Source organism: Planctomycetota bacterium, assembly GCA_038746835.1.
GTDB lineage: Bacteria > Planctomycetota > Phycisphaerae > Tepidisphaerales > Tepidisphaeraceae > JBCDKH01.
Map to the genome: position 1 here is coordinate 1 of JBCDKH010000096.1, position 12,983 is coordinate 12,983.

Sequence of the window (12,983 nt, forward strand, 5' to 3'; positions counted from 1 at the left end):
AGTGAGATCCTCGCGGCTGATCAGTGTCGCGTTGAAGAGAGTCTCGTCGGAAGGAGGAGCGCTGTCTGGCATGGCGTTGCGGCGTCGTCTCAACGGAGGCGTGGGCGGCAAGTGTTCGCTCAGGGCCTTGCCAGATCAACCGTCGGCCCGACCGACCTAGCTTCAAGTGTGGCGAAACTCCCCCAGCATCCCGGCGCGGGCCAGCTCGCCGTCGCGGTTTCCAAGGAAGACCACGCGACCGGGGCACCGCTCGCCGATGCAGCCGCCGTCCTGGTCGAGTACGGCGACTACGAGTGCCCGACGTGTGCCGCGACGCAGCCGGACGTCGAAAACTTGCTGGCGCACTTCGGCGATCGACTGGCGTTTGTCTTCCGGCACTTCCCGCTGACGACGGTCCATCCCCGAGCCAGCGTCGCAGCCCAAGCCGCCGAAGCCGCCGCCGCTCAGGGTCAGTTCTGGCCGATGCACCGAGCCCTCTATGCCAGGCCTGGCGGCGAAGCGACGGACGACCTCGAACGCCTCGCCCTTCGCGTCGGCCTCGAGACGTACAAGTTCAACGGCGATATCACCGCCGGCACCTACGCCGCTCGTGTCGCGACCGACGTCGAAGGCGGCAAAGCCAGCGGCGTCAGCGGCACGCCCACCTTCTTCCTCGACGGCCGACGCCTGTCGCGTGATCCGAAGGAGGCCCTGGCCGAGATTCGCCACTTTCTCCAGGACAAGGCCTGATGCCGGTTTATGCGGTTCCGCCATCGCTCACGAAGTTTGTCGTCGCCAAAGGCAGCGACGGCAGCTTCGTCGTCACGAGCGAGACGGACCGGTCCTTCGTCATCCCGTGCCGCGACCAAGCACAGGCCGAGGCGATCTGCTCGAAGCTCAACGCCGGTGACCACGACGGGACTTTGCAAGTCGATCTGCTGTGACGGCGAGGGGTTAATCCGTCATCCCGAGCGCAGCCGAGGGACCTCGCTTCGTTTTGGACCGTCTTCCAAACGAGGTCCTTCGACTCGCTCCGCTCGCTCAGGATGACGGAACGACTTGCTGTTGGCATGTCGGACACACATGCGTCCCCCGGCCGGCGTGGACGAACTTGACGATCGGCGTCCGGCATCGACGACACGGTTCGCCGGCTCGGCCGTAAACCTTGTGGACTTGCTGAAACGAACCCGCATTCCCCGCGGCGTCCACGTAATCCCGAAGCGTGCTGCCGCCGGCGTCGATGGCGCGAGACAGGATGCGTTTGATCGCCCGGCTCAGCCGACCGACGGCCGGGCGATCGACGTCGCGGCAGGACGTCAGCGGATGCAGCCTTGCCGCATGCAACGCCTCGTCGACGTAGATGTTGCCCAAGCCTGCGATGAACGTCTGATCGAGGAGTGCCGACTTCAGCGGCCGTGCGGTCGTCTGCAGCATGGAGGCGAGCTTGGCCGCCGGAAGCTCTAGCGGCTCCGGGCCGACACGCGCGTCGACTTCGCCCGCGTCGCTGCCGATCCAGTGAAGCCTGCCGAACCGTCTTGGGTCGCAGAGACGCAGTTCTTTCGATCCGATCGCAAACACGGCGTGCGTGTGGATGGCCCTGGGCATCGCGGGCTCGTCGAGTGTCAGGCGTCCGGTCATGCCGAGGTGGACGACGAAGCTCTCTCGGCCGCACAGGTCGATGACGATTCGCTTGGCACGACGTCGCACGCCCGTCACACGCCGATTCGCCAGACCCCATCCGAAGTCGCCCGGCGTCGCGTAGTCGTCGCGAAAAAGCGAAACACGATCGATCCGCTTGCCGACCACGGCGGGGCGGAGCGTGCGGACGACGGTTTCAACCTCGGGGAGTTCGGGCATCGTGCAAAATTGCGATCGGGTCCGTCCGGCGCGGTCCGACCGCGATCGCACCGCCTGTTCTGGTACCCGCTGATGCCGCATTCGGTTCGGGAGGTCGATAGACTCCGTCCATGGTCGACGCGACGGACACGCCTTCTTCGGACGATCTCGCCACTGCCGAGAAGCTCCGCACCGCCTACGCGCAGATGCGAGAGGAGCTGGCCAAGGTCATCGTCGGTCAGGACGCGGTGATCGAGGAGCTGCTGATTGCCCTGTTTTGCCGCGGGCACGCGTTGCTGGTCGGCGTGCCGGGTTTGGCCAAAACGCTGCTGGTCAGCACCGTCGCCAAAACCCTCGGCCTGGACTTCAACCGCATTCAGTTCACGCCCGACCTCATGCCGAGTGACATCACCGGCACCGACGTCATCAAGAGCGACCAGGCGACTGGCGACCGTCAGATGACGTTCATCAAGGGGCCAGTCTTCAGCAACGTGATCCTCGCCGACGAGATCAACCGCACGCCGCCCAAAACCCAGGCTGCCTTGCTGGAGGCGATGCAGGAACGCCACGTCACCGCCGGCGGCAAGACCTACGAGCTCCCCGACCCGTTCTTCGTCCTGGCGACGCAGAACCCGATCGAGCAGGAAGGCACCTACCCGCTGCCCGAGGCTCAGCTCGATCGCTTCATGTTCAACATCCTCGTCAGCTACCCGACGGAGGACGAGGAGGTCGAGATCATCCGACGCACGACGGCCCCGCAGAAGCACGAGCTGAAGCAGGTGCTGACGCTCGAAGAAATCCTGACGCTTCAGGAGACCGTCCGCAAAGTGCCCGCTGCCGATCATGTGATCAAGTACGCACTCGCCCTGACCCGCGCCAGTCGTCGTGGCGAAGGCATGCCGCAGTTCGTGGACGACTTCGTCGACTTCGGCGCTGGCCCCCGTGCCGGGCAGTTCCTCATCCTCGGCGGCAAGGCCCGAGCGCTCCTCAACGGCCGGCCGTATGTCAGCACGGAAGACATTCGAGCCCTGGCCGTCCCGGCGTTGCGTCACCGGATCACGACCAACTTCAACGCCGACGCCGAGGGCATCACCAGCGAAATCGTCGTCCAGAAGCTCATCGATTCCGTCCCGCGACAGCAATACGACGACGCCGACGGGCACCAGGCGCAGTCGTTCCAGTCCGCCGCCTAACCCATCGCTTTGGCCACGGACGCCGACAACCTCAACGACTTCCTCGACCCGCGGGCACTGGCTCGCGTGAAGTCGCTGGAGTTGCGTACGCGGCGGGTCGTCGAAGGGCTCATGCAAGGCCGGCACCGCTCGCCGCATCAGGGCTCGTCCGTCGAGTTCGCCCAGCACCGGCCTTACGTGCAGGGCGACGACGTCCGGCACATCGACTGGAAGGTCTTCGGCCGGAGCGACAAGCTGCACATCAAGCAGTTCCAGGAAGAAACGCAGCTTCAGATCATCCTCGCCGTCGACGCCAGCGAGAGCATGGACTTCGGCACGGTCACGAGTCATCGAGGCCGCGACACGTGGACGAAGTTCGACCACGCGACCACACTCGCTGCGACGCTGGCCTACCTCGCGACGCTCCGCAGCGATGCCGTCGGCCTTGCAGTCTTCGACGAGTCGCTCATTCGCTACGTCCGGCCGTCCGCCACACGAGGGCAGTGGCGGACGCTGGTCAACGAGCTCCAGGCCGTGCCGCGATGGAACAAGACCGGCGTGGGCAGCGTGCTGCGACAGCTTGCCGGCAAGATCAAGGGCCGAAGCCTCGTCGTCGTGCTCAGCGACTTCTTCGACGACCCGGCCGATATCGAGAAAGGCCTCAAAGCCCTGCGTTTTCGCAACCACGACCTCGTCTGCCTGCAGCTGCTCGACCCCGAAGAGACGGCCTTCGGCTACGACGACGTCACGCTCTTCAAGGGCATGGAAGAGGCCGGCGAGCTGCTCATCGAGCCCAAGGCCCTTCGGCAGGGCTACCTCGACGCGCTGGCGTCCCACCACGACGCCGTCAGCCGCATCTGCGGCAAGATCGACACCGACTTCGAACGCTTCGACACGGGCGAAAGCCTGGAGATGCCGCTGAGCGTGTTCTTGGCAGGACGAGGAGCGCGGCTGCGTCGTTAGCAGCAGAAAGCTGGAAGCTCAGAAAGGCTCTCGATGATCGTGGACGTTGCGACTGATCCGGCTCTGACTTCAAGCTTCAAGCTTCAAGCTTCAAGCTTTCCACTCGCGGTGTCGTTCATCACGCCCGGCCTTGCTATCGGCGGCCTGCTGCTGGCTGCGGTGCCGATCGTGATCCACTTGCTGAATCGCCGTCGGTTCAAGACCGTCGAGTTTGCGGCCATGCGATTCGTGCTGGAGGCGATGCGGCGAAACCGACGTCGGCTGCAATTCGAGTCGTGGCTGCTTCTGGCGATGCGGTGTCTGCTCATCAGCTGCATCGGCATCGGACTGGCCAGGCCGCTCGGTTGCGACAACGCGTTTGCCGGCGTCGCGGGGCGAGACCGGACGCTGCATCTGGTCGTTCTCGACAACAGTGGCTCGACGCAGGCGATCACGGGTGACACGACCGTCGTCGACCAGCTGCGGTCGGTGGCCGTTGCCGTCTTGGAGCAGGCCGAGCGGACCGACGCGCGGGTGGCCGCCTTTGCAGCGTCTGCACCGGCGGGCGACCTTGTCCCGGAGCCGACATTCGATCTGGCTGCGGCGGCCGACGTGCTGATGAGCCTGCCGACGACGTCCTTGGAGACCGACCTTGCCGGCGCGGTCGCCCGGGCGATTGATGCTGCGGAGTTTGCAGAGCCCGGTGAACGGATTGTCCTGCACGTCCTGAGCGATCTCGCGGCCGATGCCGTTGCCGACCCGAGGTTGGAGTCGGCGTCGGGCGTGGTAAGCGAGCGATTCGACGAAGTCCGCCTCTATCGACCGACGGGCGACACGCCGGTCAACACCGCGGTTCTTGCCGTCGGCCCGGAGGAGCGACTGGTCCGCCGCGGGTTCGACGTGCCGATCGTCGCGACGCTCGCGGGCACCGGGTCGACCGACGTCGCGTGGAGCGTCTCGGGCACCACAATCGATCGCCGGCCGATTGCGATCGCACCCGAAGGCACCGAGGTCGCCGCGGAGTCACAGGTGGCCGACGCACTCGAAGACGGCATTGCCCGCGTCGTGTCGCTCTCGCTGGTCAATGCCGACGACGCGCTGGCAGCTGACGACGAACGTTTCACGGTTGTCGAACGCGTGGCTGCGCTTCCGACGCTGGTGGTCGAGGGCACCTCAGCTGCCGACGGCCCTGGCGAGACTCGGTCGCTGCTGTCGGTGGCACTCTCGCCCGGCGGGGCCGGCTACGTCGACGTCCGGCAGATCACCGGACTGGAGCTGCCCGACACGCGGCTCGACGCGTACGAGGCCGTCGTGCTGAGCGACGTCGGCGGCATCGACGACGCGTCGGCCGGACGGCTCGCGACGTTCGTGGAGGGCGGCGCGACGCTGCTCGTCTGGCTCGGCAGCGACGTCAGCGTCGGCAACTACGCCGCCTCGCTACTGCCACGCGGCCTGTTGCCTGGAACGCTCGTCCGCCAAATCGCCGCCGACGCTGCCACCGACAACGACATCGGCCTCGTCGCGTTCGACTTCGACCCGAACCAGGCGCATCCGTTCCTCGAAGCGTTCGCCGGCGTCGATCAGACCGGTCTTGAGGCACCGCTGTTCCGTCGCTACTGGCAGATCGAGCCCGCCGAAACGAGCGACGTTGTGCTGCAATTCGCTGGCACGATGGACCCGGCCGTACTCGTTCACCGGCTGGGCGAGGGGCAAGTCGTCACCGTCGCGACCTCCGCCGACGATCCGGCGTGGACGCTCTTGCCGCTGCTCGATAACTTTCCAGCGTTCGTCCACGAGCTCTTCCGCAACGCTGTCGGTGCAGCCGGCGGAGGGACGGCCTGGCAGGAGCGCATCGCGGGCGAGCGCCTCGTCGTCCCACCATCGGTTCAGCTGCCGCCTGGCGTCGTGCCGCAGCTGCTGGGCGGGACGACGCCGATTCGATTGGAGCGTCGTCTCACCAAAGGTCCGCCGACGTGGGTTTCGCCGCCGCTTGCAGAGGTCGGCAGCTTCGAACTGGTCGCGGGCGATGTGCGACTGCCGGTCGTCGTCAACTTTCCTTCAGTCGAGAGCGACCTGACACCTGCAGACGACGGCACGCTCCGGACGATCTTCGGTGACGACGTCGTCCTCCTCGATGCCGCCGAAACGACGGGCGAAACGCTTGCCGCGTCGGAAGACGGCAGCGACTGGGGCTGGATGCTCCTGATGCTGGGCCTGACCCTCGCCGCGGGCGAAGTCGCCTACGCCGCCTTCCTCGGCCGCCGCCGTGGCTAGCCCTTAGACTTCCACTGAACTGCCGTTGCAACGACTGCTCGAAATCCTCCTCGGCTTGGACGCCGGCTTTCTCGCTCGCGAGGGCGACCTCGGCCTGACGTTTCGCCCACGCTGGCCGCTGCAGGAAGCCTTCGGTGCTGCGTCGTGGAATCTTCTGCTGCTCACGGCAGGCGTGCTGCTGGTCTGGTGGGCGTACCGGCGCGACGGACGCAAACGCTCGTGGAAGATCACGCTCGGCACGCTCCGCATCGGCGTCCTTGTCCTGCTGATCGTCTTGCTGAATCGCCCGACCCTGTCACTGCGGAAGGTCCGCGTGGAGCCGGGCGTCGTCGCGATGGTGGTCGACACATCCGCCTCGATGCAGGTTGCCGACGCGGACGACGAGGAGCCGAGGCCGCGAATCGATGCGGCGCTCGACGCTGCCCGCAGTCTCGCGGCGTCCGCTGAAGAGGACCACGCCGTTCGCCTCTTCACGGCTGCGTCGTCCGCTGCTGAGATCGATGACCTTGCGAGTGTCGAGGCGACCGGCGAGTCGACCGACGTGGCCGGCGCGATTTCCGAGGTTGCCCGCAAGCTCCGCGGCCAGAACGTCGCGGGCATCATCTACGTCGGCGACGGCCGGACCACCACCGGCGACACGGTGGCCGAGGCCGCTGCGCGAGCTGCCGGCCTGCCGATCAGCGTCCTGCCGATCGGCTCCCCCGACGAGCCGGCCAACGTCACGCTCGAATCGGTCTCGGCAGAGCCCAACGTCTTCGCCGGCGACGTCGTCAACGTCCTCGCCCGCGTCCGGCTACGAGGTATCGACGCCGCACGTGGCCCGACCGTCATCCGAGCCCTCGACGCGGACGGATCGCCCATCCTCGGCATTGACGGCCAGCCCGTGACCGCGACCGTCGCCGCGTCCGACGAGGCCGAGGCGGCGGAAGTTGAGCTGCAAATCCCAGCGCGATTCGTCGGCACGCTGGAGCTGGCCGTCGTCGCCGAGCCGCCATCGGGCGTTCGCGAGACGGATGGCGGCGACAACCGGCGCAACCTCCGCATCGACGTCCTCGAGGCCGACATCCGCGTGCTCTACGTCGACGGCTATCCGCGTTGGGAGTATCGCTACCTGAAAAACCGCCTCATCCGCGACGAGACCATCGACGCCAGCATCCTGCTGACCAGCGCCGACAGCGACTTCGCGCAAGAGGGCAACACGCCAATCCGCCGGTTCCCCGTCAGTGCGGAGGAGCTTCAGGCTTACGACGTCGTGTTGCTGGGCGACGTGAGCCCGCGTCAGTTCAGCGATGGCCAGCTCGAGCTCATCCGCGAGTTTGTCGGCGATCGCGGCGGTGGCTTCGGGATGATCGCGGGGCCGCGCGACAGTCCGTGGTCGTGGCAAGGCACCGCCATCGAGGCGCTGCTGCCAGTCGAGGTCGTGGCCGAGCCGAGCCAGTCCGTCAGCGGCATCGCCGGCTGGCGGCCGATCGTGACCAGTGCCGGCCAGCGCACCGGTATCTTCCGATTCTTCGCCGACAGGGAGGCCAACCAGCGCTTCCTTCAAGACGGGTTGCGCGAGGTCTTCTGGTTCGCCACCGGCCTTCGTCCCAAGTCCGGCGTGGGCGATGTCCTGGCCGAGCACCCCGACGAACAGTCCGCCGACGGCCGGGCTGCGCCAATCCTGGTCGCCGGCCGCTACGGCGCCGGCCGGACGCTGTTCAACGGCATCGACGACTCTTGGCGATTCCGCTACTACACCGGCGAACCCGTGTTCGACACGTACTGGGTCCAACAGCTCCGCTACCTCGCCCGCGGCCGAAAGCTCGGCGAGCGCCGGGCGACGCTCGACGTCAATCGCCCGACCTATGAGCTGGGTGAGCGGACCAACGTCGAACTCCGCATCCTCGACCCGCGGCTGGCGACGCGTCTTCCCGATCGCGTCGAGGCCGAGGTGCAGGACACTGCCGGCCGAGCGATCTCGTCGGTGTCGCTGCGGCGACGCACCGAGGCCACCGGCGGCGAGGCGGCGCGGTTCACCGGTTCGTTCGTTGCTGATCGTCCAGGCGTCTACGCCGCCGTCGTCAGTCCGCTTTCGGGTGACGAGCCCGAGCTCGGGGCGGACTTCGCGATCGAACTGCCTCGCAGTGAGCTGCAACGCCCGGCCACAGACCATCCGGCGCTCCTGCGTCTCGCGAGCGACACCGGCGGCGAGGTGATTTCCGTTGCCGATGCTGCCAGTTTCCGGTTTCCGTCCGCCGAGCGCCGCGTCCCGGTGATGACCGACCGATCCCTCTGGGACGCTCCAATCGCCCTGATCGCGTTGGCGGTGCTGCTCACGCTCGAATGGGTCGGCCGAAAAGCTGCTGGGCTGATCTGAATCGCGGCTGTAACAAAGACACGACCTCGGACGTTGATTTCTGTAGGGTAACGCGGTCCGCGGCAGGAGGCCACGGACAGGTCGTACCGAATCACCATGTCGAACGCCCCAGAGCCATCGCTGTCGCCCAAGGCCCTCGTGGATCGACTCGACGCGATTCGGCGGCGCGTGACCACGCTCGACGTCGTCCGCGGCGTCGGCATCGTCGTCGCGGCAGGCGTTGGACTCATTCTCGCGGGGGCGATCGTCGACTGGGTTCTGCGGCTTCCGGGCTGGCCGAGACTCGTCGGACTTGTCGGAGCGATCGGCGTGCTGACGTGGCTCGGCTACCGGCACGTCTGGCGCCCACTGTCGGACCCGCCGACGCTGGACGAGGTCGCCGGGCATGCCGAGGAGCGATTCCCAGTCTTTGACGATCGGCTGCGAAGTGCGTTGTCGTTCGTCGGCGAGCGGGGCGACTATCCCGACGACCCGATGCGACGGCTCACCGTCGACGAGGCCCAGGCGGCCGCGCGAGACGTGGCGTGGAACGATCTGTTGCGACCCAAGCCCGCCGTCCAGGCTGGACTCCTGGCGACGGGCGGCGTGGCGGTGCTGCTGATCGCGGCGATCCTGCTCGGGCCGCTGGCGGGGACCATCGCGGGGCGGCTGATCGATCCGCTGAATCCGAACCACCAGTGGCCCAAGCGATTCGGCGTGTCGGCGGCTGAGCTGCCGGAACTCCACCCGACGAATCGGCCGCTGATCGTCACGGCCGAGCTGACCAAGGGCGACCCGAACCGCGTCGAGCCCGTCGTCCGCTGGCGTCTCGGCGAGACCGGCCCGGTTCGACGCGTCCTCATGCAGCGGGGCGAAAACGGCATTTTCACGGCCTCGATCGATCCGCGTCTGGCAGAACAGGCGGCTTCGGGTGAGCTGTCGATCTGGGTCGAGGCGGGCGACGACGAGTCGGGCCCGGAGGTCGTGCGCGTCGTACGCCGGCCAGCGCTGGTGTCGGCGATGGTTGAGGTCGTGCCGCCGCCGTACGTGGGCGACAGCCGGCCAAGGCAAGTCGACCTGACCGACGGCTCAGCGGTGGTTGGCGAGGGCTCACAAGTCGCGATCCGCCTCGGCTACGGCAAAGGCCTGGCCGCCGATCAAGATGTCGCCGCCGAAGGTCTCGACGCAGACTGGTCGGTCGAGGGTTCGACGGTCACAACGCGACTGGTCGCAAGTCAGACCCTCCGATTCAGCGCCTCAGCCGTGGGCATCGACGGTTTCCGCAGCGATCCGTCGCCGACGTTTGAGGTGATCGTCCGGCCCGACGCACCGCCGACCGTGCAGATCGACGAGCCGCGTCGCAATGGCAGCCGGACGCCCCAGGCGATTGTGCCGTTCGCCGCGACGGCCGAGGACGACTTCGGTCTGGAGTGGGCAGAGCTGGTCGTCGAACGGCTTCCGCCGCCGGGTGGCGAAGGTTGGCAGACGACGATCGACCTGATGGCCGGCGACGCGACCTCCGAGTCTGGTCGCGACAACGCCCGGCGATACCGACTCGCCCTCGACTGGAACCTTGCCGAGTCGGCAAGTGCTGCCGGCCAGGAGCTTCGACCAGGCGACGTGCTGGAGTACTACGTCCGCGTTCGCGACAACTACGACCTTGCCGGCCAGCGGCACGAGCCTGTCGAGAGCAGTCGGCAGCGGATCACGATCATCAGCCAGGCCGAGCTGAACCGCGAGGTCGTTCGCGAGCTGCAGCAGGTCAAGGAACAGGTCGACGCGGCCCGGCGTCGCCAGTCGGCCGCGCGGAGCGAGACCAGCGTCTGGGCCGAAGAGACGGCCGACCGGGAGCAGCTTGACGAAGCCGACCTCGAAGCCGGCGAACGGCTGACGCGTCGCCAGTCGCGCGAGGCCGCGGCAGTGAAGCGGCTGTCCGACCGCGTCCGTGAGGCCAATCGTCGTCTTGCGGAAAACCAAGCCGAATCCCAGGACCTGACCGAGATGACCGAGCGGGTCGCCCGGCGTCTCAACGACGCTGCCGAGGGACCGATGCGCCGTGCGGCCGCGAACATCGACGCCGCCCGCAATGCCGAGGAGGCCGACGATCGTCAGCGAGAAGCCGGCGACGCGGTCGAGGCACAGGAAGAGGCCGACCAGCGTCTGGCCGACGTGATGAAGGAGATGGAGTCGATCGGCACGCTGCGGCAGTCGACCGACGCGATTCGTCGTTTGCTGGAAGAGCAGCGTCAACTCGATGAGCAGGCCGACGCAGTCGCCGGCCGCAACCTCGGAAAGACGGCCGAGGAGATGAGCGAGGAGGACCGTGCCGAGACCGAACGTCTTGCGGACGAGCAGGAGCGTCTCGCCAACGAGACGGAGCAGGCCCTCGACCAAATGCAGCAGCAGGCCGAGGCCGCCGCCGAGGGTCAGTCGCCTGATCAGCCCGCTGACCCATCGGCTCAGGCGATGCGACGTGCTGCCCAGGCCGGTCGTCAGCAAGACGTCGCCGGCCAGCAGCGGCAGGCCGCCCAGCAGCAGCGTCAAAACCGGCAGTCCGATGCCGACGAAGCACGCGAGCAAGCTGAGCTCGGACTGGAGATCGTGCTGCGTCAGCTCGAGGAGGCCGAGCGCGAGGCGTTGCGTCGGCTGGAGCGCGAGCTGGCGGAGCTACGCGACCAGATCGAGCGGCTCGTCCGGCTACAGGCGGGGCACAATGCGGACAATCTCACGCTGCAGGGCTTGGACGGCGAGGCACTGATCGAGCTCTTGGCTGTCGCGGGTCGCGATCCGGATCAGGCCGTCGAGCCCACTCGTCCACGGTTGTCGGCGGGTCAGGAGCAGAGCGAACGGAACACCCGCGACCTCGCCGCCACCGCCGATGCAGAGGCTCGCGACGGTGGCAACATCGGCGAGCTCCTCACACGCGCCGCCCTCCGCATGGAGCGGGCCGCCGTCGAGCTACGCGACGAGGACCTCGCCGGCGCCTACGAGCCGCCACAGGTGCAAGCGTTGTCGTCTCTGCGAGAGGCACTGGAGGCGGCCAACGAGGAACAGCGTCGCGTCGCCGAAGAGCTGGAGCGTCAGCAGCGCGAGGCGATCCGCCAGCGTCTGATCACGCTGCGGAATGCCGAGGAGGCCGAGATCGTCACGCCGACACGCGAACTGGCCGAGAAGGCCGCCGCTGGCGAGCTGGCACGACGCGACCGCCTGACGCCGCGGGCTGTCCTGGCACCGGCCCAGGTCGAGTTGTCGAACGAACTGTCCGACATCGGCACAGCCCTCGAAGAAGCCGGTGGCACGGTCTTCGTCTTCGCGGTTGACCTGATCCTCGCCGACATGCAGACGATCGTCGATCGTCTGGCCGAGCTCGACACGTCGGACGAGACGCAGCGGACGCAGCAGGCAGTGCTCGAAGGGCTCGACATGTTGATTGACTCGTTGAGTCTCGAGTCGCAGGAGCAGCGGTTCCAGCGCAACGAGAGCCCCGGCGGAGGCCAGGGCGAGCAGGGCGAGCAAGGCCCGCCGCTGCCACCCGCTGCAGAGATCAAACTGTTCAAGAAGCTCCAGGAACAGCTCAACGCCGAGACGGTCCGAACCCACGACACCGGCGGTGATCCGACGCCTCTGGGCGAAGAGCAGGGCGAGCTTCGTCGCGTCCTGAATGAAATGCTGCAGAAGTACAGCCGCGGCCAGCTCAAGCTCGCCAACGAACCCGCGGCCGACACGCTGTTGCCCGAGGAACTCGGCGAAGCCGACGATGTCGACGAGGCCCTGGACGATCGCGATCTTCTCGATGACCTCCTCGGCGATGCCGGCCGCGAGGGCGATGCTGAGCCGATGCCCGGCGAGGCGGCGGCAGGCGGCGGCGACGCGTCGGTCCGTCGACTCGGCGACTACCTTGCCCGCAGTCGTCAACGCCTCAGTGACCTGAAAGACGCCGGCCCGGTGACGCAGGCGGTGCAGAAGCGCATTCTGCTAGAGCTCGACGCACTCGCCGAGCAGTCCAACAACCAGCAGAGCTCGTCGTCCAGTTCGCAAGGCCAATCCGGCCAGCAACAACAGCAGCAGCGAGGCGATGCCCGCGGCGTTCAGCAGCAGCCGGAGCAAAACTCGGGCGAGCAGCAAAGCCGAGAGCCCGGCGAGGAACAGGCAACTCCGTCACAGCAGGACGGCACCGGCGACAGCACCTCCGACGGCCCGGCTGGCGTTGACGCTGATCTGTCGCGCGAGCTTGAAGAAACCCTCGCCGAGTGGGGCGGCCTGACACCGCGTCAACGTCAGGCCATCCTCGACACCCGCACCGACCGCACGCTCGACGCGTACCGAGAGTTGACGGAAGCCTTCTACAAAACGCTCAGCGAAAAGGACGACGACTGATGCCTTCACGACGAACCGTTTCGGCAGCGATAGCGACTCTTTGCCTCGCGCTCACCCTTCCCTCG

8 protein-coding genes are annotated in these 12,983 nt (G+C 67.3%); 7 read left to right on the forward strand and 1 reads right to left on the reverse strand.

Annotated elements, in window-relative coordinates:
- Positions 1-168 precede the first annotated feature (168 nt).
- On the forward strand, positions 169-729 hold the full coding sequence (locus AAGI46_10425; protein ID MEM1012618.1) for a thioredoxin domain-containing protein: 561 nt from the start codon (positions 169-171) through the stop codon (positions 727-729).
- Positions 729-923 carry a hypothetical protein gene (locus AAGI46_10430; GenBank protein MEM1012619.1) on the forward strand — a complete coding sequence of 65 codons (195 nt, stop codon included), beginning with the start codon at positions 729-731 and terminating at the stop codon, positions 921-923. Before AAGI46_10425 ends, AAGI46_10430 begins: the two co-directional genes overlap by 1 nt.
- 97 nt (positions 924-1,020) lie before the next feature.
- Here AAGI46_10430 and mutM read toward each other — a convergent pair whose 3' ends face one another.
- Positions 1,021-1,836 (reverse strand): bifunctional DNA-formamidopyrimidine glycosylase/DNA-(apurinic or apyrimidinic site) lyase, encoded by an 816-nt coding sequence (mutM, locus tag AAGI46_10435; protein ID MEM1012620.1) that lies wholly within the window; start codon positions 1,834-1,836, stop codon positions 1,021-1,023.
- Positions 1,837-1,946: 110 nt separating this feature from the next.
- Between mutM and AAGI46_10440 the strand changes: the two genes are divergently transcribed.
- The 5 genes from AAGI46_10440 (at position 1,947) to AAGI46_10460 (ending at position 12,918) form a co-directional block, all read left to right on the forward strand.
- Complete coding sequence (locus AAGI46_10440; protein ID MEM1012621.1) at positions 1,947-3,008, forward strand: MoxR family ATPase; 1,062 nt, start codon at positions 1,947-1,949, stop codon at positions 3,006-3,008.
- 9 nt (positions 3,009-3,017) lie between these two features.
- A complete protein-coding gene (locus AAGI46_10445) occupies positions 3,018-3,950 on the forward strand; it encodes a DUF58 domain-containing protein (GenBank protein ID MEM1012622.1) in 933 nt (310 codons plus the stop codon).
- Between the two features lie 33 nt (positions 3,951-3,983).
- Positions 3,984-6,203, forward strand: a complete 2,220-nt coding sequence (locus tag AAGI46_10450; GenBank protein MEM1012623.1) for a BatA domain-containing protein — start codon at positions 3,984-3,986, stop codon at positions 6,201-6,203.
- Positions 6,204-6,228: 25 nt separating this feature from the next.
- Positions 6,229-8,562, forward strand: a complete 2,334-nt coding sequence (locus tag AAGI46_10455) for a hypothetical protein (GenBank protein MEM1012624.1) — start codon at positions 6,229-6,231, stop codon at positions 8,560-8,562.
- 96 nt (positions 8,563-8,658) lie between these two features.
- Positions 8,659-12,918, forward strand: coding sequence for a hypothetical protein (locus AAGI46_10460; GenBank protein MEM1012625.1), 4,260 nt, complete (start codon positions 8,659-8,661; stop codon positions 12,916-12,918).
- The last annotated feature ends 65 nt before the right edge of the window (positions 12,919-12,983 follow it).